Here is a 19,794-nt window from a genome sequence, read left to right on the forward strand (position 1 = left end):
ATCAACTTTTACGCGCCAAAATAGGCCGCAGGAAACGGGCCGTATGTGACTGTTCACACTTTGCTACCGTTTCCGGCGTGCCGGAAACCAGAATTTCACCACCGCCGCTGCCGCCTTCGGGGCCTAAATCGACAATCCAGTCTGCTGTTTTAATCACATCCAGATTGTGTTCAATCACCACAATAGTATTACCCTGATCGCGCAGCTGATGTAGTACGGCCAAAAGCTGCTGGATGTCAGCAAAGTGCAGGCCCGTCGTGGGTTCATCAAGGATATACAGCGTCTGTCCGGTTCCGCGCTTTGACAGTTCGCGTGACAGTTTCACACGCTGTGCCTCCCCGCCGGACAGCGTGGTTGCCGACTGTCCAAGACGAATATAAGACAGGCCGACATCGATCAGCGTTTGCAGTTTCCGCGCCAGCGCAGGAATGGCGTCAAAAAACTCGCGAGCCTCTTCGATAGTCATGTCCAGCACTTCATGAATGCTTTTGCCTTTGTATTTTATTTCCAGCGTTTCACGGTTATAACGTTTGCCTTTGCACTGGTCACACGGCACATAAACATCCGGCAGGAAGTGCATCTCGACTTTGATCACACCATCGCCCTGACAGGCTTCGCAACGGCCGCCGCGCACGTTAAAGCTGAAACGCCCAGGGTTGTAGCCGCGGGTCCGTGCTTCCGGCACGCCAGCAAATAACTCGCGAATCGGGGTAAAAATACCGGTGTACGTCGCCGGGTTTGAGCGCGGCGTACGACCGATCGGGCTTTGGTCGATATCAATCACCTTATCGAAATGTTCCAATCCCTGAATGTCACGGTAGGCCGCGGGTTCCGCCAGCGTGGCGCCATTCAACTGGCGCTGCGCCAGCGGGAATAAGGTATCGTTAATGAGCGTGGATTTGCCCGACCCCGACACGCCAGTGATACAGGTAAATAGCCCAACCGGCAGCGTTAGCGTGACGTCTTTCAGGTTATTCCCCTTCGCGCCAATCAGCTTGAGCACTTTCGTTGGATCGGCAGGCACCCGCTGCGGCGGGATTTCAATCCTGCGTTTGCCGCTAAGAAACTGCCCCGTTAGCGAATCCGGCACCGCCATGATCTCGTCGACCGTGCCTTCCGCGACGATGCGTCCGCCGTGTACGCCCGCACCGGGGCCGATATCCACGACATAGTCCGCCGCGCGAATCGCATCTTCATCATGCTCTACGACAATCACGGTATTGCCCAGATTACGCAGATGAATCAATGTTTCCAGCAGACGTTCGTTGTCGCGCTGATGCAGGCCGATGGAGGGTTCATCCAGCACGTACATCACCCCCACCAGCCCGGCGCCAATCTGGCTGGCCAGACGAATACGCTGCGCCTCGCCGCCGGACAGCGTTTCCGCCGAGCGAGAAAGTGACAAATAGTTAAGCCCGACATTCACCAGAAATTTCAGGCGATCGCCAATTTCTTTCAGCACTTTCTCAGCGATCTGAGCACGTTGCCCGCTGAGCTTCATGTTTTGGAAGAACGCCATCGCATGACCAATGCTCATATCAGAAATCTGCGGCAGCGTTGTTTGTTCGACAAACACATGGCGCGCTTCTTCACGCAATCGCGTTCCCCCGCAACTGGCACAGGGACGATTGCTGATAAATTTCGCTAATTCTTCCCGCACCGCCGTGGATTCCGTTTCTTTATAACGGCGTTCCATGTTGTGCAGTACCCCTTCGAACGGATGGCGGCGTACCGACGTATCACCGCGATCGTTGATATATTTGAATTCAATATTTTCTTTACCGGAGCCGTACAAAATCACGTTTTGCAGCGTCGCGCTCAGGCTTTCAAACGGAGCATCAATGTCAAATTTGTAATGCTCCGCCAGCGAGCGCAGCATCTGGAAATAGTAGAAGTTGCGCCGATCCCAACCACGAATCGCGCCGCCAGCCAGCGACAGTTCCGCATTTTGCACCACACGCACCGGATCAAAGAATTGCTGCACGCCCAGCCCATCACAGGTTGGGCACGCGCCCGCCGGGTTATTAAATGAGAACATGCGCGGTTCCAGCTCATGCATGCTATAGCCGCATATCGGGCAGGCAAAATTTGCCGAGAACAGCAGTTCAGGCTGCGTAGGATCGTCCATATCCGCCACCACCACGCTGCCGCCAGACAGCTCCAACGCTGTTTCAAAAGACTCAGCCAGCCGCTGAGCCAGATCCTCACGGACTTTAAAACGATCGACGACGACTTCAATGGTGTGCTTTTTCTGTAATTCCAGCTTTGGCGGATCGGACAGATCGCACACTTCGCCGTCGATACGGGCACGGATATAGCCCTGTGATGCCAGGTTTTCCAGCGTCTTGCTGTGCTCGCCCTTGCGATCTTTCACAATCGGCGCCAGCAGCATCAGGCGTTTGCCTTCCGGTTGCGCCAGTACATTGTCTACCATTTGGCTAACCGTCTGCGCATCCAGTGTCACATCATGTTCTGGACAGCGCGGTTCACCCACGCGCGCAAACAGCAGGCGCAGGTAATCATGAATTTCGGTAATCGTCCCGACCGTGGAGCGCGGGTTGTGTGAAGTGGATTTCTGCTCAATAGAGATCGCGGGGGACAACCCTTCGATATGATCGACATCCGGTTTTTCCATCAGCGACAAGAACTGACGCGCATAGGCAGACAACGATTCCACATAGCGCCGTTGCCCTTCGGCATACAGCGTGTCAAACGCCAGTGATGACTTCCCCGACCCCGACAGGCCGGTAATGACGATCAGTTTGTCACGGGGAATTATTAGGTTGATGTTCTTGAGATTATGGGTGCGGGCACCACGAATTTCTATCTTATCCATTCACACACTTCCCGGAATAAAAACGGTTTGCGATCGCCTCTCACGCGAAGAGAACCGGTACGAAACCAGCCATTATGGCATAAATAAAACGCCGGACGCGTTTTTTAGCGTCGCTTGCTCGTGCCTGAAGAGAGAGCAGACAGTGAATAGCTTGCCATAAAAAAAACTGAATGGATATCCAGTACCGGTTCCATTTTTCATGTAACCGCGGCAAACGCGCCCTTCATTTCTGACGTCATTTCGCAGATATGATACAAATGTTTATCATGATAAAATCGATCGTTTAGACTTAAATAGACGTATTCATCAGGAGACACGAGCATGGCCAGCAGAGGCGTTAATAAAGTGATTCTTGTCGGGAATCTGGGGCAAGACCCGGAAGTCCGCTACATGCCAAACGGCGGTGCAGTTGCCAACATCACGCTGGCGACATCGGAAAGCTGGCGCGACAAGCAAACCGGTGAACAAAAAGAGAAGACCGAATGGCACCGTGTGGTGCTATTCGGCAAATTGGCGGAAGTGGCGGGCGAATACCTGCGCAAGGGTTCTCAAGTTTATATTGAAGGTTCATTACAAACACGTAAGTGGACCGATCAGTCAGGCGCCGATCGCTACACCACCGAAGTCGTTGTTAACGTCGGCGGTACAATGCAGATGTTAGGCGGTCGCCAGAGTGGCGGTGCGCCCGCAGGCGGCGGGCAACCAGGCGGCTGGGGCCAGCCGCAGCAACCACAGGGTGGCAACCAGTTCAGCGGCGGGGCGCAGGCGCAGCAACGTCCCGCGCAAAACGCCGCCCCTACACCCAATAACGCCCCAGCGCAAAGCAACGAACCGCCAATGGATTTCGACGACGACATTCCGTTCTGAGATTGACCTTAGAAAAAAATGTAAAGAATTTACGAGTATCCCCCCTGTTAAAGCAGGGGGCTTTTGTTTCTAACTCTGGAAAAAATATGGCATCCCTGAAAGATGTCGCGGGTAAACAACTATCCCGATGCCGTTAGCCCTGAGACCAGAAAGCGGGTCATGGCCGCGGTACAAGCGCTGAATTATATCCCTGACCATTCTGCGCGGAAAATACGCACCCAGCGGAATAACGCATCGACAACCGCTATCCTGGCGCAGGATACGGCCACCACGCCGTTTTCGGTTGACATATTTGCACACTTCCGTCTTACATCCCAAGTAAGTATGCCGCGTAGTATCAAGCGACTCGCTACCTTATTGAACAGCGCGAAAACCGCGGTTGTCAGCAACTGCCTTGTCCGCTACTCATCCGTGCGTCAACATAAGAGTGGGCGACGGGTCGCAGCCAGGTTGTTATCGATTGATTTGACAACCTGGCCGCTTTTACGCGAGGGAAAATCAGTTTTTGACTAACAGGGTCGATGCGTTTTTCTGCTTGGCTAAACCATCAACCACCAGAAACGCCACGGCCAGCCATATCGGTATATAAGTCAGTAAGCCCGTCATGGATAGCCCGTCGCCCGGTAAAAGTAATGAAACCATGAACAGCAATAAGGGTTCGACATAACTCATCATGCCAAACAATGTGAACGTTAGCCTTTGGCTCGCCATCAAATAACCGATTAATGCCGTTCCGCTAATTATCCCCAACCCAATAAGCAACATAGCTGAATTAAATGTGGCAAGCGTATGTGTGCTTTCACTGGTTATCACAATCCCTAGCGCGAGGGGCAAAAGCAGAATACTTTCCAGAATGACACTGTTAAAGGCATTTTGTTTAAGCTGCCGTTTTAATATGAAATAGGGAGGATAGCCAAATATCACGATGGCGGAAACCAGTGATAACGCGCCATTAAAAAGCAATGCAAGCAACACGCCGACTATAGCGCTAGCTACCGCGAGTTTCTGGAAAAAAGAGAGGCGTTCACCGAAACCGATGCGCCCCACTAATACCATCATTAGCGGCAACATAAAATACCCCATTGCTAATTCCCGACTTTGGTTATGCACCGGCGCCCAACCAAACACGCCAATCTGAAGGCCAACCAATAACGTGCAGGTCACGATAATCATCACGTGCCGCCTGTTACGCAATAAACCGACCGTCTCATCGATAAAGCGCCTAATGTTTTTCTGTAATAACAGAATAAGCATATAAAATGGCAGGCTAGCTATCACTCGCCAGGCAAAAATATCCTGCCCCTGAAGCGGTGCCAGCCACGCGGTATAATAAAGCAATAACGCAAACAACGCGGATGACATCAGCGACAGGACAATCCCTTGCTTCACACAGCTCTCCTGATACGATCCATAACATCAGCGGTATCGGTCACTTCGGCAAACTCATAGGCCATCGCGGTCAGTGCGATACGCTGCACTTCTGCTGCGGTCACGGCGCCGAAGCCCATATCGGGGTAAGGCATGGCGGCATTCGCATCGCTTAGGGCGATCATTTTATATTCGCGGTGTACCCCGTCGCGAATCGTCGTTTCACAGCAAACATTGGTCACCGTGCCGCAGACGATTAGCGTATCGATATCTTTCATCCGTAGAATGGCATCCAAATCAGTATTGTGAAAACCACTGTAAAATAATTTATCTACGACAATATCGCCCGACTGTGGATAGAGCTCATCAATAATCTCTACGGCGGGATTATCCCGTCCCAGAAGCGTATTCACATTAGGATATAAATCTTGCATACGCCCTGTATCGCTGCCGTCTCCGCGCACGACGTGACGTAAATAGATAACCGGCATATTGCGTTCACGCATTAAAGTACTCAGCGAAGCAATCTTCTCGATAATATTTACTGTTTCAGGCACGTACAGCCCTTCCCCTTCGACACAAAATACTTTCTGCATATCCACGATAATAAGCGCCGTACGCGCGACATTAATATTCCACGTGGTTTTTTTAATCATTTCCTACGACTCCGTTTGCTAATAAATTTTCACGCGATTTACGCACCAATACATTGACCACCACATTAAGAAAAATCAGCAAAATCACTCCAAGCATCATTGGCTGCGTCAGGATCCCTTTTGCCGCATCCGGCAAAAGCGCCAGAACATTGTCAGGAAGGTACATGCTGCCCATGGAAAGTATGAAAGCTGGCGCGGCTACCGCTAGATTGAGTTCATCCCACTGAACGCGGGCCAACATCTGAATGCCGCTGAGCGCAATAATGCCGAAAAGTATTGAGGATGCGGCGGAAAGAACAGGCTCAGGAAGGCTGGCTAGTAATAGTCCAACCTGCGGCAACACGCCTAACGCCAAGGAAAACACGCCAGCCGTTAGTGTGACAAAACGGCTGGCTACGCCTGAAACGCGAATAATCCCCACATTTTCGGGATAAGACGTTGTTCCCAACCCGCCCGCTGCCGCCCCTACGGCACAACCTAAAAATTCCGTAAAGAGCCCGCGATTAACACGCTGTGTAGTCAGCGTTTGCCCGCCCCATTCAGCCAGCAGGGAATACATACCCATTGCTTCCGCGGAAGCCTGAAGAAAAGCGAGCATCATGAGCAGTACGACGGGAAAAGAGACGCCAAACCCGAAGGCAAATATTGTCGGCAAGGACACAAATGGCGTCTCGCTCAAGTCGGGAAAGTGCCACGGCGTCACGAGTTTAAAAACGATGACGCCTGCCACGATCCCCCAGAGTAAAGCGCCGCGTTTAATCACGTCATAACGCCCGAATACCATGCATCCAATCACTGTCACAATCGTGACGAGCGCCGCCAGAAAGCTCGTGCCAAGCGTCCCGCCGCTCGCCGTGCTAAACCAGCCGCCGGGGCCAATACTTGCCAACTGTGCACCGATAATCACTAAAAGGCTGCCAAAAACGATGGGGGGCGATATGAAGCGAATGAGCAATCCCATCATGCCGAACCGCTTAAGCGGGATGGACATCACGGCAAAAATCAAGGCGGCGATAAACATAGAGCCAAATGTCGTGCCCAAACCGACGCTATGCGCAGACCCTAAAACGGCGACCATGAACGCGGCGGTCGGCCCCTGCACGACGGGCAAACGCAGCAAACGCCCTGATTGTAGGATCGTGACGATACCTGTGGTAAAAAAACAGGCTTGCACCATCATACCCGTTTGCTGACTACTCAGATTGAGGGCTGAACCAATAACCACAGGGAAAACCCAGATTCCGGTAAGCGCCAATAAATGCTGCAATGCAAACATGATCGTTTGCAGGCGTGGTAGCTTATCTTCTATACCAACAGACAGTGTTTGGGGTGTGTTGATCATGGCAATACCCATTAATTGAGTGCATCTATTCGGTGTTATGTTCCAAGAATTTATGATGTTGCAATAAGTATGCCGTATACTGATCATTATCTTATATTTATATGAAAAATATGTATTATTTTTTATTTAATTTATACTTAAAACAATTTGAATACGCTATCGCACTGTCACAGTGCGCCCCATGCACCAGGATGAAACATGTGTGACGAAGAAATAAATACTGAAATTCTATGGCAGCGCCCCGGTTTCCTGATACGTCGGCTGAATCAGGTCCATCACGCTATTTTCTACGATATGCTTAAGGGAGAAATCACGCCGCTACAGTATGGTCTACTCACCGTATTGAACACGCAGAGTGGGCTTGATCAAACGGCGCTCTCCGAAGAATTAGGGGCAGATCGAACGACGCTGGCCGCGACGATCGAACTACTGGAAAAGCGTCAATTGCTGAAGAGGGAAATGCATTACAGCGATAAAAGGCGCAAAGTCGTCAACATTACTCTTAAAGGCAGGCGTCTGCTGACGAAGACGCAGCAACAAATGCATGAGGCGCAACTTCGGCTCCTGGCCCCGCTGTCAGCCCATGAGCGGCAACAGTTCCTGAGCCTGATGAAGCAACTTGTTGAAGGGAACAATCACATCGCCAGCGTCCCGGTAAAACATTTTGAATGAGTATTCGGTAGCCCAGCCCACCGCGTGACTCGCATCGCTCGCGCGCCGGATAGGCCAAATCCGCTACATCGCGTAGAACGGTGCGGCCGAGTGCGAGGCTAATGCCTTTAGGGTCAATAACCGCGCGATTTGTTAACTTCATTTTTCAGCGGCAGCGCCTGCCGCAGCCGCTGGATGTTGTCCAGCAGTTGGCGGGCAATCACCTCAATTTGCGCGCTTGAGGCCATATGCGGGGTGATAACCACTTGCGGGTGTTGCCACAGCGGGTTTTCCTGCGGTAGAGGCTCGACGGGGAATACATCCAGCACTGCGCCGGATAACTTGCCGCTATCCAGCGCCCGGATCACATCCTGGTTCACCATATGCTCGCCGCGGCCACAGTTTATCAACGCCGCGCCGTTAGGGAGCCGCTCCAGTAAAGGGTAGGCGAGGATACCTCGTGTCTGCTCGGTTAACGGCAGGACGTTGATCAACACATCCAATGGGGCAAGAAATTCATCGGCCTGCGCGTCGCCGTGAAAGCAGCGCACGCCTGCCAGGGATTTCTCGCTCCGCGCCCAGCCGGAAACCCGATACCCCAGCCCCGCGAGCTGCGAGGCGATATAGCCGCCAATTTCACCGAGGCCCATGACGCCAACGTGATAATCGGCCGCCGCGCGCTGCGGATACATCTTCCAGATGCGCTTGCGCTGGTGCGCCAGCGCCCGGTCAAAGCGGCGCTGAAACCACAGCACGCCCCACAGCGCGTATTCAAACATGCCGTGGCGAAAATCATCGTCAACCACCCGGCAGAGCGGAACATCGCTGGCGAAAATGCTGGCCGGGAGATGATCGACGCCGGCGGACGCTGCCTGGATCAGCTTTAGCTGCGGCGATCGCGCCAGGATCTGCGGATCGGGAAACCAGCAGCAGGCGTATTGCGCCTCGCGAGCGGCGGGGTGGTCAGGCAGGACCGCTTTTGCCTGCGGAAATGGCGCGAAAGCGGCGCAAATCTCCTGGGCATATTGAAGATCGTTACAATCCACGACGATAGTGAACGGAGTCATAGGCGTTAACTCTTATAAGACGTATCAAGACGGTCGAGGCGACGCAGCCACGCCTGCCACACCAGCTGGCGTTCATGTTCGACTCCCTTCAGCTGCTCGCAGGCGTGCTGGCTCAGGCGATCGGGGATCGTATGAATGGAGCCGAGCGAAGCCAACTGCGCGGCAGCCATTTGGATCTCACAGGCACGATTCAGGTAGTACATGATGTAAAACGCATCGGCGACGGTGCGACCGACCGACAGCAGCCCGTGGCTTTGCAGGATCAGGGCGATGTTCGCGCCGAGCGAGCGCTGGATGCGCTCGCGTTCATCGAGATCGAACGCCACGCCTTCATAAGGATGGTAGCCGACGCGTTGATAAAACTCGGTGCTGATCTGGTTAAGTTGCAGCAGCCCTTCCGCACAGGCGGCGACCGCCATCCCCGGCAGCGTGTGGGTGTGGATCACGCAGTGGGCGTCTTCCCGGGCCATATGGACCGCGCTATGAATGGTAAATCCCGCCGAGTTTGCCGGGGCGCTGCCCTCGACGACCTTGCCCTGCATATCGACCACAATTAAGTTGCTGGCGGTGACTTCGTCAAACATCATGCCAAAGGGGTTAATCAAAAACCGCGGCTCGCCGTCACCGGGCAGGCGCACGGAGAAGTGGGTATACAGCGTGTCTTCCCAGCCGAAGAGCGCCGCCAGACGATAGGCGGCGGCCAGCTGCTGGCGTAGTTCCCGTTCAGTTGCCATTTATTGCACTCCCATAAATTCACGAATGCGGGTGAGGGTCGGATCGGCTGCATCGCTGCGAATGCGCTGCGGCGGCATATCGCTCTGCACGACGCCGTCTTCCATCATCACGATCCGGTCAGAAATTGATAAGGCGAAGTCCATCTCATGGGTCACGATAATCATCGTCATGCCTTCGCGGGCGAGGGACTGAATGACCTTCAGCACTTCGCCAACCAGTTCAGGGTCCAGCGCCGACGTGGGTTCATCAAACAGCATGATGTCCGGTTTCAGCGCCAGGGCGCGGGCGATGGCCACGCGCTGCTGCTGGCCGCCGGAGAGCTGGTACGGGTACTTTTCGGCGTGCGCCAGCAGACCGACGCGATCTAGCAGCCACAGCGCCTGCTCTCTGGCGGCGGCGCGGTCGAGCAGCTTGTGATAGAGCGGGGCGAGCATCACGTTATCCAGCACCGTGCGGTGGGGAAACAGGTTGAAGCCCTGGAACACCATGCCGATGCGGCGTACGCCCGCGCGCATTTGCTGTTTATCAACAATGGAGGCGCCCTTCAGGTAATCCTCGCCGTAAAGAATGATCTCCCCGCCGTCGATGCTTTCAAGGGCGTTAATGGTGCGGATCAGGGTGGTCTTGCCGGAGCCGGACGGGCCGATGATGCTGATTACCTCGCCGTTTTCCACTTTCAGGTCGATGCCTTTCAGCACGTGGTGCTGGCCCCAGGATTTTTCGATGGCGTGCAGATCCAGCGCCGGCGGGTTGCCGCTGGCGGCCTGCGCTTTTTGCGTCTGTACCGGCGGCTTCAGGTTCTGGCGCAGGGTTTCGCATTCACGCTCGTTGAGCGTTTGCGGAGGTTTGCGTCGAATATCTAGCCGATTTTCCAGCGCCTGAAACAGCCAGCTAAACACCGTGACAATCATCACGTAATAGACGGCGACCGCCAGCAGCGTCTCCATGACGAGAAAATTCTGCGCGTACAGGCGCTGGCCGGTCAGCAGCAGCTCCGGCAGCGAAATAACCGACAGAATCGAGCTGAGCTTGATGATGGTGATGTATTCGTTAATCAGCGTGGGCAGGGAAATACGAAACGCCTGCGGGATAATAATTAAGCGCTGAATCCCGATAAAGCTAAAGCTTAAGGCATGCCCAGCTTCGCTTTGCCCCCTGGCGACCGACAGCAGGCCGCTGCGATGGATTTCCGCCATGTAGGCCGCTTCGGTCACCGTCATAGAGACCAGCCCGGCAATAAACGGAACGCCGAGCAGCGGTTGGGTGGCCGGAAATAGCTGCGGCAGGTTATAGACAAAGACCAGCAGGACCATCAGCGGTACGCTGCGGAAAAACCAAATATAGAGTTCGACGGGAACCTTCAGCCAGCGCGGGCCGGAGAGCTTCGCGCAGGCTAAAAGAAAACCTAATATCAGGCCAATAAACCAGGACAATGAACTGACGACAACCACGGTGACACACGCCTGCCAGAATGCCCCAACGCTAAATAATGAGAAAAAATATCCCCAATCGAACTCCATAGCGACTCCCGTTTAATTATTGTATTAATTGATGCTTTCTAAGCTGTATTTCTTGATGATGGCGTCATATTTGCCGTTGGCTTTAAGGGTGGCTAACGTTGATTTAATGGCCTCGGCCAGCTCGGTGTTGCCTTTGGCGACGTAAATTCCCAGCGGCAGCGGATAGACCAGGCGGTTCGAGCTAATGGCCAGGCGACCGCGGCTTTTCTCGACGATAATTTGCGCCGCCGGGGCGATTTCTAACTGGGCGTTGATATTTTTCGACAGCAGGGCCTGAGAGGCTTCCGGCGCGGTCGGGAATTCCTGAATACTAATGGCCGGTTTGCCGTTTTTCAGGCAGTACTCGTCGGAGTGCGTTTTCAGACTGGAAACCCAGGCGGTACCCGCCTGCAGACCTACCTTCACGCCGCATAGTTCGTCTTCCGTTTTTGGCTGAATGGCGCTGCTTTTCAGCGCAATAATGGACGCGCCGGACAGGGCGTAAGGAATCGCATCCGCCTGCTTCTGACGCTCGGGAGTCACGTACATTCCGGAAATCACCGCATCGTATTTTTTACCGATACCTAAAATCAGGCTGGTGAATTTCGTGTCGATAAGCTGCGGTTTGGCTTTCAGCTGTTCGGCGATCAGCGCTGCAAATTCCGGGTCGATGCCGACGATATTATTATTGCTGTCGTAGGACTCAAACGGCGGATAGGTCACCTCCATCCCGACCTTAAAGACGCCCTCGGTCAGCAGCTCTGCGGCCTGAGCCAGCGGTGAAAAACAAGCGGTGACGGCGATGGATAAAGCCACACGGCGCGAGAGTTTTTTTAGCGTTTTGTTCATCATTTATCCTCACGGGTTATTTACGGTTTTTTGCTGTGCTTGTTTTTTCAGATGGCCAAAGGTGTTAGTGCCGCGGGCGCGTTCGGGGAGCTGGAGCTCGCCGCGCGTGACTTTCTCGCGCAGGTAGCGATAGGTCTGTAACGCCTGGCTCCACATATGTTCACCAATGCTCAGTTCTTGATACTCGCTGGCTTCGCCCGCCTTAAGGAAGCCCGGCAGGGGGCGAATCAGCGTGTGGTAGTCGCAGGCGAAAAACAGCGGGAAGGAGTAGCGTTCCTGCGGCACCTTGCGTACGCGGTGTGCGGTTGCAACAAATGTGCCAGCGCTCAGGACTTCCAGCATGTCGCCGATATTAATCACGAAAGCCTCTTCTCCGGTCGCGTTCTTCAGCGGCGGGGCGTCGATCCAGGCGCTATCTTCGTTCAGCACTTCAAGGCCCGGCTGGTCGGCGAGCAGCAGAGTGAAGCACTCATAGTCGGTGTGTGCACCAATACCGGGAACATCTTCGGCGCTGGCGTCAAAGGGGTAGTGGATCAGGCGCAGCTTTGACGGCGGGCAGGTAACCATCGACCTGAAATAGCCCTCCGGCAGGCCAAGGGCGAGAGCGAAGGCGTCAAACAGACGATGCCCAAGGGCGAAGACCGCGTCATAGTAGGCCAGCACGCGGGATTGAAATTCCGGCACGTCCGGCCACTCGTTGGCGCCAATCAGCGGCGTTTTCGCCACGACGAACGGGTGGTCGTCGGCGGCCTGAAAGCCGATATCAAACGCCTCTTTGTGATCGGGCTTGCCGGAGCCGTAAATCTCTTCCCCTTCGGGAACGTAGCCCTTATGGCTTTTCGACTGTCCGATGTAGTACGCCATCTTGCGCTCCATCGGCAGGGCGAAAATCTCTTTGGCCGCCGCGCGGATCCCGGCAATCAGTTCAGGCGCGATGCCGTGGCCGGTAACGTAGAAAAAGCCAACTTCGCGGGCTGCCTGGCCGATGGCGTCGGCCACCGCCTGGCGTCGGACGAGATCGTCGCAGGCCAGGTCGCTGATATCGATGGTCGGTAATTCAGTAAACGAACTTTTTGCAGCGGTCATCTCTTCCGTTCCTTATTCAGTTTGCGAGGTGAATTCAACAAAATGCTGCTGTTCACGCTGGGCCATCCAGGCGTTCAGCGACCACAGGTCGGCGACCGGAACGTTGGTAAACGGCAGGTGATGCAGGTAGCCATCGGGGCCAAATTCCGGCGTAAGCGTGGTGTGCTGGTAGCCGCGCCGGCGCTGCGATTGCCAGATCTGTTCCCAGAAGCGCTGCTGAAACCGCAGGGCCGCCCGATATTCCGGCGCGGCGGGGTGCGGCACCTGCGGCCCCTGGTCGTACCCGGCGCGGGCCTGAATATGGTGGACCCGTTCGATAAAGGCGCTGAATTCATCGCAGGGGTCATCCAACAGGCGTTCGCTTACCACGATCCAGTGGCTGATATCGGCGGTAAAGCGCAGCTGCGGCAGTTGTTGAATTATCTCCAGCGTCAGCCACGGGCTATACAGCGACGTGGCGCGATGGGTTTCAAAACTGCAGAACAGCTCATATTCGGCGGCGAGCTCATGCGCTCTGCCGAGAAAATCCACCTGCTGCGCCAGCGGCCAGCGGTCGTTACCGGCCAGCAGATTGACGAAGCGCGGATTAAGCGCTTTTGCCGCCGCAAAACGTTCTTTTAAGCGCTCCAGATGTTGCGCGGGCGTCTCGGCCTGGGCCGGAATAACGCCGCCGCCGCTGAACACAATGGCGATATACTCCAGCGCGGACGCTTCGATGCGTTGGGCCAGCGTCCGCTGCTCTTCTGGCGTCAGCGGAACCCGCGCTTCAATGCCGCAGCAGCCGACGCTCCGGAGTTCGCTGACAGTTTGCTGCCACGGGGTGGTGACGCCCCACAGCGTGCGAAAGACGTTAAGCTGCATGGTTTTTCCTCTATGGATATTTCACGCCTGGGAGAACGCAGAGCATTTCATACAGCAGGTTGGCGGCCAGCTGGGCCGTGTTGCCGCTGACGTCATAGGGGGGCGAGACCTCGACCAGGTCGCAGCCAATCAGGTTCAGACCGCGGCAGCCGCGCACGATTTCCAGCGCCTGAATCGACGTCAGTCCGCCCACTTCCGGGGTTCCGGTGCCGGGGGCCCAGATCGGGTCGAGGCTATCAATATCGAAGCTGAGATAAACCGGGCCAGCCCCCATTTGCTGGCGCACTTCGGCCATTAGCGGGATTAAAGATTTGTGCCAGCACTGCTCGGCCTGAACCAGACGAAAACCGCGATCGACGCCCCACTGGAAGTCACCGGCGGCGTAGCCCTGCGCGCGCTGGCCAATCTGGACGACGCGTTTAAGATCCAGCAGCCCCTCTTCGACGGCGCGGCGGAAGGTGGTGCCGTGGGCAATCTTTTCGCCGAACATCTCATCGTTGGTATCGGTGTGGGCATCGACGTGAATCAGCCCAACCGGGCCGTGCTTTTTGGTCAGCGCGCGCAAGATCGGTAAAGTAATGGTGTGATCGCCTCCCAGCGTCAGCGGGATAAGCGGGAAACTATTTAAACTGGTGTAGTAATCCTCAATAATCTGCACCGATTTGAGCAGGCTGTAGGTATTAATTGGCACATCGCCGATATCCCCCACCGACAGCGACGCAAAAGGCGCCGCGCCGGTGGCCATATTGTGCGGGCGAATCATCACCGATTCAGTACGAATATAGCGTGGTCCGTAGCGCGTGCCGGAACGCTGGGAGGTTCCGATATCCAGTGGGATGCCGACAAAGGCTGCATCAAGATCCTGTAAATCCTCAATAAATGGCAGGCGCATCATCGTGGCGCGGCCACCAAAACGCGGCATCTCGTTGCCGCCCTGCGGTTGATGAAAGACGTTATCCATTTCTGCTCCTGAATCTGATATTCAAAACTCAACAGCAGGGATAGTGCGCAAGATGTGCTGGACTTTACATCGTCTGCTGTAAATACTTAGTTCATTTTTTAGTGAACTAACTGCCATGCTTAACGACGCGACGCTTAATATTCGACAACTCCAGGTTTTCGAGGCGGTTGCTCGCCTTGAGAGCTTTAGCCAAGCCCAGCAAGAGTTGGGAATTTCGGTTTCCGCCATCAGCAATGCGATGTCACAACTGGAAGGTCAGCTTGGCTTTATCCTGTGCCAGCGCGGGCGCGGCGGCTTTGCGTTAACGGAGAAAGGGCAGCATTTTTTACAACAGGCGATCCGCGTACTGAGTGAGTTCAATGAACTGGAACGCCAGTCGGCGCTGCTGAAAGGCGAACATAGCGGCACGATATGCATTTCAGTTCTCGACTCCATCGAGACAGAAACCGCACTGTCGCTGCCGGTGGTGCTGCGCAGTTTTAGCGATCAGTTTCCCAATGTGCATATCAAGCTGATTATCCGCACCCCGACGGAACAGCTTCACGGCGTACTGAATAATCATATCGATCTCGCCATCGGCAGCTATAACTCGCGGGTGCATAACATCATCAGCGAACCGCTCTACCGTGAGCAGCACTGGCTCTACTGTAGCGATTTACACCCGATGTTCTTTAGCCGTCAGCTCGACAAAGATCGGATAAGCCAGTGCCCGTTGGTGACACGCAGCTACTGGAACACCAGCGACCTGCGGCGGCGTGGGTTCAGCAAAGGCAGCGCCACGGTTGAAACCGTCGATGCGCAACTGCTGCTCATCCTGTCCGGGAAATACATCGGCTACCTTCCTGAGCACTACGCCTGGCCATGGATTAAGGAGAATCGCCTGCGCGTACTGTTGCCTAATGAGTTTGGCTTTCAATCCCCCTTCTCGGCGATCTGTAAGCGCGGGCGCAGCAATGAACCTTACCTGAAGGCGTTTCGCAATCTTCTGAAGAAGAATACCGTGGCCAGACCGAAGTGGAGTGAATGACATCCAGACCGGGAATAGCAGGTTTACTCGTTTCGTCATCCCCCGCAATTTCCCCATACCAACTTACATACTTTTTTACCGATTACCTCTAGCGTCATCGCTCAAAAATGATATGTTATATTATAACAATTCAAATTTTTGCCGATGATGATGACAAGTTTTTACTCTCTCTCCGCGCTACGACGCGTGTTGCTGGTTTCCTTGCTATTGGTGCCATTATGGCTGCTCGTTGGATGGGCGGTGATATTGCCATGATTGCTTTACAAGAATTGGCTTTTGGCTATCACGGTCAGCCACCATTGGGTACGCTCAACGGCTGTTTCCATCAAGGTTCGCTAACCGCGATTATTGGTGCGAATGGCACAGGGAAATCAACGCTGTTGAAAACCCTGGCGGGGTTGCTGCCGCCGATTTCCGGTTCGTTCCGCCTCGACGTTGACAACCAAGAGCGCGCTGTAGGCTATTTACCCCAGATCTCCGAATTTGATCGACGCTTTCCTATCAATGTTCGCGATCTGGTTCTCATGGGGTCACTACCCCATCGCGGCTTGCTGCGGAGTATCAACGCCAACTGGCATCGAAAAGCGACCGATGCGCTCGGCGCCGTCGCCATGGCGGATTTCGCGGACCGATATATTGGCGTCCTGTCTGGCGGGCAGCTACAGCGTGTGCTCTTCGCACGGCTGTTGCTCACGCAAGCGCCGATCATCCTGTTGGATGAACCTTTTACTGGCATTGATGAACACACCACGCAGACGCTCTTGCGCGTGATTAAGCAACTTAATGCCGAAGGCAGAACCATACTGGCCGTATTGCACGATCTGACGATGGTCGAACAACATTTTCCAGCCATTTTACATCTTAGCCCTGGCGGCCACCGTTGGGGTGAGGCGCTCGCGCTATTACATGAGCCGCGCCAGGTTAACGGTGATAGGCCAACCCTCAGGGTCGTTGCATCATGATGTTCCTTCACCTGATGACTTCACCCTTTACCGAATTCGGTTTTATGCGTCGGGCGCTGGTCGGCTGTCTGGTCATCACACTGAGCGCCGCGCCGCTGGGCTGTTTTCTGCTGCTGCGACGCATGAGTCTGATTGGCGATGCGCTGTCGCACGCGGTCTTACCCGGCGTCGCCATCGGCTATCTCATCTCCGGGATGTCGCTACTGGCGATGGGCATCGGCGGCTTTATCGCCGGATTGTCCGTCGCCATGCTCTCTGGCTTCGTCACCCGCCATACGGAACTTAAAGAGGATGCCAGCTTTGCCGGGTTTTACCTCGGTTCGTTAGCGCTCGGCGTCACACTGGTTTCACTACGCGGTTCCAGTATCGATCTGCTGCATGTGTTATTTGGATCGATTTTGGCGGTAGATCGCTATGCGCTGATCGATATTGCGTTGATCGGATCCAGTTCTTTGCTGGCGTTGGCGGTGATTTATCGCGCGCTGGTCATTGAATCGTTTGACGTCACTTTTCTGCGCATCGGGGCGGGTCGCTATCGGGCATTAATCCACGGCCTGTTTTTGTCGCTGGTGGTGCTCAATCTGGTCGCGGGGTTTCAGCTATTGGGCACGCTGATGACGGTCGGCATGATGATGCTGCCCGCCGCCAGCGCCCGATTCTGGACGCAGCGCCTGCCCGTAATGCTTGGTGTTGCCGTGCTACAAGGGGCGCTTAGCAGCCTCATCGGGCTGCTGTGGTCTTACTATACCGAGCTGCCCGCCGGCCCCGCCATCATTCTGACGATGACACTGTTTTTCTGTTTCTCTGTCTGTGTGGGTCACCACGGTGGGCTGTTACGCCTGCGCCGTTGATTAATACCAGTCGTTATCTCAATCTTCTGTGAGGAAAAAAATGAAACGTTCATTAATCGCTGTTGTGTTATCTGGTCTACTGCTTAGCCCATTGGCGATGGCAAAAAATCTTAATGTCGTCGCCAGTTTTTCCGTGCTTGGCGATATGGTCGACCACATTGGCGGCGATCGCGTTACCGTGACCGACCTCGTCAAGCCGAATGGCGATCCCCATGAGTTCGAACCGTCGCCGAAAGACAGCAAAACACTGGCTAACGCCGATCTGGTTTTCGTTAACGGCCTGGGGCTGGAAGGCTGGATCGACCGCCTGGTCACGGCATCCGGCTATCAAGGCGATGTGATTACGGCCTCAAATGGGATTGAAACCCGCACCATGGTGGAAGATGGCAAAACGGAAACCGATCCCCATGCCTGGAATAGCATGAGCAACGGTGTCGTTTACGCGCAAAATATCGTTAATGCGCTGGTAAAGGCCGATCCCGCCAATGCCGATTATTATCGCCAGCAAGGTGAGGCTTATATTAAACAGTTACAGGCATTAGATCGCTACGCGAAGAAAACCTTTGCCGCTATTCCCGCGGAAAAACGCAAGGTGTTAACCAGCCATGATGCCTTCGGCTACTTCGGCCAGGCTTACGGCGTGACATTCCTGTCGCCAGTGGGCTACTCCACCGAATCTGAAGCCAGCAGCAAAAAAGTGGCCTCGCTGATTACGCAAATCAAACAAGAGAAAGTAAAAAGCTACTTCATTGAAAACCAGACCGATAGCCGTCTGGTGAAACAAATCGCCAATGCCAGCGGCGCGCAGCCCGGTGGAGAGTTATATCCAGAGGCGTTAACCGACGCTAATGGCCCCGCCGCAACTTATACCGCCGCGTTTAAACACAACGTCGATACCCTTGCCGCCAGTATGAAATAGGCGCCAGCCCCATCGACCAATAGGTCGATGGGGAGACAGCTTGCGCGCGAATCCCTCTCCCAACGTGGTATTGCGGCAATGCGATCTGAGAGGCATTTTTCCCTTGCCACCACCACATCCCACTATCTATTTCGCTTCCTATTTCACCCGCTATTCACGATCGATTGCACTGATCGGGCCTTCTTTTGCTCCAGGTTCATGTATTATGCGCCGTCTGTTATTTGCCCTCGTTCCGGGTCATTAGCAACGTGTCTGCTGACACTCACGTAAAACACAACGATGTTATAAGGAAATCCGGCTATGCTCGCCACAATTACCCGACTGTTCCCGCTGTGGGCCGTCTTGCTCTCTGTTGCCGCTTATTATTCTCCCACCACCTTTATCGGCATTAGCCCATGGGTTAGCTGGCTATTGATGCTGATTATGTTCGGTATGGGCGTAACGCTAAATATCGCGGATTTCAAACGCGTGCTGATCCGGCCTGCCCCCGTGATTGCGGGCACCTTCCTGCACTATCTGGTGATGCCGCTCGCGGCATGGGCGCTGGCTAAACTGTTTCATATGCCGCCCGACCTCTCCGCCGGAATGATCCTGGTCGGTAGCGTGGCCAGTGGCACCGCATCGAATGTCATGATCTATTTAGCCAAAGGCGACGTCGCTCTGTCAGTGACGATCTCTTCGGTATCGGCGCTGGTCGGCGTATTTGCCACACCATTGCTGACTCGCTTCTATGTCGATACGCATATTCAGGTCGATGTGGTGGGGATGCTGCTCAGCATCGTGAAAATCGTCATCATTCCTATCGGGCTAGGACTGATTATCCATCATTCGATGAATGCGGTGGTGAAGCGCGTCGAACCTTATCTACCCGCCTTTTCCATGATCTGTATTCTGCTCATTATTAGCGCCGTGGTCGCGGGTAGCCAGGGCTTTATCGGCTCTGTTGGCCTGATCGTCGTGGCGGCGGTTATCCTGCACAACGGCATCGGCCTGCTCAGTGGGTATTGGGGAGGCAAGCTATTTGGTTTCGATGAGTCAACCTGTCGCACGCTGGCGCTCGAAGTCGGTATGCAAAACTCTGGTCTGGCGGCGACACTTGGCAAACTCTATTTCTCGCCGCTGGCTGCACTGCCTGGCGCCTTGTTCTCGGTATGGCATAACCTGTCCGGGTCGCTGCTGGCGGGCTACTGGTCCGGTAAAGCCGTTAAGAAGGACTGACACACTCGTTTCACACGCCTGAAGCCGGAATTCTTAGCG

Annotated in this window: 18 protein-coding genes and 1 pseudogene; 8 read left to right on the plus strand and 11 right to left on the minus strand. The window is 54.6% G+C overall.

The window, feature by feature from the left end:
• Window position 1: 1 nt before the first annotated feature.
• The gene (gene uvrA / locus RFN81_RS14570; protein ID WP_264496511.1) at window positions 2–2,836 is read right to left on the minus strand and encodes an excinuclease ABC subunit UvrA; all 2,835 of its coding nucleotides are present in this window, start codon (window positions 2,834–2,836) and stop codon (window positions 2–4) included.
• Between the two features lie 321 nt (window positions 2,837–3,157).
• On the opposite strand from uvrA, the gene ssb1 reads away from it, so the two are divergent.
• Together ssb1 and RFN81_RS14580 are read left to right on the plus strand one after the other, a co-directional pair.
• The gene (ssb1, locus tag RFN81_RS14575) at window positions 3,158–3,703 is read left to right on the plus strand and encodes a single-stranded DNA-binding protein SSB1 (RefSeq protein ID WP_264496512.1); all 546 of its coding nucleotides are present in this window, start codon (window positions 3,158–3,160) and stop codon (window positions 3,701–3,703) included.
• A 102-nt stretch (window positions 3,704–3,805) separates the two neighbouring features.
• Window positions 3,806–3,856 (plus strand): annotated as a pseudogene (locus tag RFN81_RS14580) (hypothetical protein); the annotation flags it as partial.
• A gap of 345 nt (window positions 3,857–4,201) precedes the next feature.
• Here RFN81_RS14580 and rarD read toward each other — a convergent pair.
• The 3 genes from rarD to RFN81_RS14595 are packed head-to-tail and all read right to left on the minus strand — an operon-like array spanning window position 4,202 to window position 7,069.
• Entirely contained in the window at window positions 4,202–5,092 is an 891-nt protein-coding gene (gene rarD, locus RFN81_RS14585; protein WP_264496513.1) for an EamA family transporter RarD, read from the minus strand.
• Window positions 5,089–5,727, minus strand: coding sequence for a cysteine hydrolase family protein (locus RFN81_RS14590; RefSeq protein ID WP_264496514.1), 639 nt, complete (start codon window positions 5,725–5,727; stop codon window positions 5,089–5,091). Before RFN81_RS14590 ends, rarD begins: the two co-directional genes overlap by 4 nt.
• A complete protein-coding gene (locus tag RFN81_RS14595) occupies window positions 5,720–7,069 on the minus strand; it encodes a uracil-xanthine permease family protein (protein ID WP_264496515.1) in 1,350 nt (449 codons plus the stop codon). Before RFN81_RS14595 ends, RFN81_RS14590 begins: the two co-directional genes overlap by 8 nt.
• 198 nt (window positions 7,070–7,267) lie before the next feature.
• Here RFN81_RS14595 and RFN81_RS14600 point away from each other — a divergent pair, with 198 nt between their 5' ends.
• Window positions 7,268–7,741: a MarR family winged helix-turn-helix transcriptional regulator gene (locus RFN81_RS14600; RefSeq protein WP_264496516.1), complete on the plus strand. Its 474-nt coding sequence runs from the start codon at window positions 7,268–7,270 to the stop codon at window positions 7,739–7,741.
• A gap of 113 nt (window positions 7,742–7,854) precedes the next feature.
• On the opposite strand, the gene RFN81_RS14605 is transcribed toward RFN81_RS14600, so the two are convergent.
• From RFN81_RS14605 to speB, 7 genes are read right to left on the minus strand one after another with little or no spacing between them, the layout of a single operon-like run.
• The gene (locus tag RFN81_RS14605) at window positions 7,855–8,787 is read right to left on the minus strand and encodes a 2-hydroxyacid dehydrogenase (RefSeq protein ID WP_264496517.1); all 933 of its coding nucleotides are present in this window, start codon (window positions 8,785–8,787) and stop codon (window positions 7,855–7,857) included.
• 5 nt (window positions 8,788–8,792) lie between these two features.
• Window positions 8,793–9,521: a class II aldolase/adducin family protein gene (locus tag RFN81_RS14610; protein WP_264496518.1), complete on the minus strand. Its 729-nt coding sequence runs from the start codon at window positions 9,519–9,521 to the stop codon at window positions 8,793–8,795.
• Window positions 9,522–11,042: an amino acid ABC transporter permease/ATP-binding protein gene (locus RFN81_RS14615; protein ID WP_264496519.1), complete on the minus strand. Its 1,521-nt coding sequence runs from the start codon at window positions 11,040–11,042 to the stop codon at window positions 9,522–9,524.
• Window positions 11,043–11,066: 24 nt separating this feature from the next.
• A complete protein-coding gene (locus RFN81_RS14620) occupies window positions 11,067–11,870 on the minus strand; it encodes an ABC transporter substrate-binding protein (RefSeq protein WP_264498991.1) in 804 nt (267 codons plus the stop codon).
• A gap of 9 nt (window positions 11,871–11,879) precedes the next feature.
• A complete protein-coding gene (locus tag RFN81_RS14625; RefSeq protein WP_264496520.1) occupies window positions 11,880–12,956 on the minus strand; it encodes an isopenicillin N synthase family dioxygenase in 1,077 nt (358 codons plus the stop codon).
• 12 nt (window positions 12,957–12,968) lie between these two features.
• Complete coding sequence (locus RFN81_RS14630; protein WP_264496521.1) at window positions 12,969–13,817, minus strand: sugar phosphate isomerase/epimerase family protein; 849 nt, start codon at window positions 13,815–13,817, stop codon at window positions 12,969–12,971.
• Window positions 13,818–13,827: 10 nt separating this feature from the next.
• Complete coding sequence (speB, locus tag RFN81_RS14635) at window positions 13,828–14,778, minus strand: agmatinase (RefSeq protein ID WP_264496522.1); 951 nt, start codon at window positions 14,776–14,778, stop codon at window positions 13,828–13,830.
• A gap of 115 nt (window positions 14,779–14,893) precedes the next feature.
• On the opposite strand from speB, the gene RFN81_RS14640 reads away from it, so the two are divergent.
• The 5 genes from RFN81_RS14640 to panS all read left to right on the plus strand — a co-directional run bounded on the left by RFN81_RS14640 (window position 14,894) and on the right by panS (window position 19,755).
• Complete coding sequence (locus RFN81_RS14640; RefSeq protein WP_264496523.1) at window positions 14,894–15,805, plus strand: LysR family transcriptional regulator; 912 nt, start codon at window positions 14,894–14,896, stop codon at window positions 15,803–15,805.
• Window positions 15,806–16,056: 251 nt separating this feature from the next.
• On the plus strand, window positions 16,057–16,767 hold the full coding sequence (locus tag RFN81_RS14645; protein WP_264498992.1) for a metal ABC transporter ATP-binding protein: 711 nt from the start codon (window positions 16,057–16,059) through the stop codon (window positions 16,765–16,767).
• Complete coding sequence (locus RFN81_RS14650) at window positions 16,764–17,618, plus strand: metal ABC transporter permease (protein ID WP_264496524.1); 855 nt, start codon at window positions 16,764–16,766, stop codon at window positions 17,616–17,618. Before RFN81_RS14645 ends, RFN81_RS14650 begins: the two co-directional genes overlap by 4 nt.
• A gap of 40 nt (window positions 17,619–17,658) precedes the next feature.
• Window positions 17,659–18,537 carry a metal ABC transporter substrate-binding protein gene (locus tag RFN81_RS14655; RefSeq protein ID WP_264496525.1) on the plus strand — a complete coding sequence of 293 codons (879 nt, stop codon included), beginning with the start codon at window positions 17,659–17,661 and terminating at the stop codon, window positions 18,535–18,537.
• Between the two features lie 300 nt (window positions 18,538–18,837).
• On the plus strand, window positions 18,838–19,755 hold the full coding sequence (panS, locus tag RFN81_RS14660; protein WP_264496526.1) for a ketopantoate/pantoate/pantothenate transporter PanS: 918 nt from the start codon (window positions 18,838–18,840) through the stop codon (window positions 19,753–19,755).
• The last annotated feature ends 39 nt before the right edge of the window (window positions 19,756–19,794 follow it).

It is taken from the genome of Pectobacterium cacticida, assembly GCF_036885195.1.
Classification (GTDB): domain Bacteria; phylum Pseudomonadota; class Gammaproteobacteria; order Enterobacterales; family Enterobacteriaceae; genus Pectobacterium; species Pectobacterium cacticida.

Bases quoted from the DNA above. Each gene is read 5' to 3' on its own strand.
- uvrA (WP_264496511.1), bottom strand. From the start codon at position 2,836: ATGGATAAGATAGAAATTCGTGGTGCCCGCACCCATAATCTCAAGAAC.
- ssb1 (WP_264496512.1), top strand. From the start codon at position 3,158: ATGGCCAGCAGAGGCGTTAATAAAGTGATTCTTGTCGGGAATCTGGGG.
- RFN81_RS14590 (WP_264496514.1), bottom strand. From the start codon at position 5,727: ATGATTAAAAAAACCACGTGGAATATTAATGTCGCGCGTACGGCGCTT.
- RFN81_RS14595 (WP_264496515.1), bottom strand. From the start codon at position 7,069: ATGATCAACACACCCCAAACACTGTCTGTTGGTATAGAAGATAAGCTA.
- RFN81_RS14600 (WP_264496516.1), top strand. From the start codon at position 7,268: ATGTGTGACGAAGAAATAAATACTGAAATTCTATGGCAGCGCCCCGGT.
- RFN81_RS14605 (WP_264496517.1), bottom strand. From the start codon at position 8,787: ATGACTCCGTTCACTATCGTCGTGGATTGTAACGATCTTCAATATGCC.
- RFN81_RS14610 (WP_264496518.1), bottom strand. From the start codon at position 9,521: ATGGCAACTGAACGGGAACTACGCCAGCAGCTGGCCGCCGCCTATCGT.
- RFN81_RS14615 (WP_264496519.1), bottom strand. From the start codon at position 11,042: ATGGAGTTCGATTGGGGATATTTTTTCTCATTATTTAGCGTTGGGGCA.
- RFN81_RS14620 (WP_264498991.1), bottom strand. From the start codon at position 11,870: ATGAACAAAACGCTAAAAAAACTCTCGCGCCGTGTGGCTTTATCCATC.
- RFN81_RS14625 (WP_264496520.1), bottom strand. From the start codon at position 12,956: ATGACCGCTGCAAAAAGTTCGTTTACTGAATTACCGACCATCGATATC.
- RFN81_RS14630 (WP_264496521.1), bottom strand. From the start codon at position 13,817: ATGCAGCTTAACGTCTTTCGCACGCTGTGGGGCGTCACCACCCCGTGG.
- speB (WP_264496522.1), bottom strand. From the start codon at position 14,778: ATGGATAACGTCTTTCATCAACCGCAGGGCGGCAACGAGATGCCGCGT.
- RFN81_RS14640 (WP_264496523.1), top strand. From the start codon at position 14,894: ATGCTTAACGACGCGACGCTTAATATTCGACAACTCCAGGTTTTCGAG.
- RFN81_RS14645 (WP_264498992.1), top strand. From the start codon at position 16,057: ATGATTGCTTTACAAGAATTGGCTTTTGGCTATCACGGTCAGCCACCA.
- RFN81_RS14650 (WP_264496524.1), top strand. From the start codon at position 16,764: ATGATGTTCCTTCACCTGATGACTTCACCCTTTACCGAATTCGGTTTT.
- RFN81_RS14655 (WP_264496525.1), top strand. From the start codon at position 17,659: ATGAAACGTTCATTAATCGCTGTTGTGTTATCTGGTCTACTGCTTAGC.
- panS (WP_264496526.1), top strand. From the start codon at position 18,838: ATGCTCGCCACAATTACCCGACTGTTCCCGCTGTGGGCCGTCTTGCTC.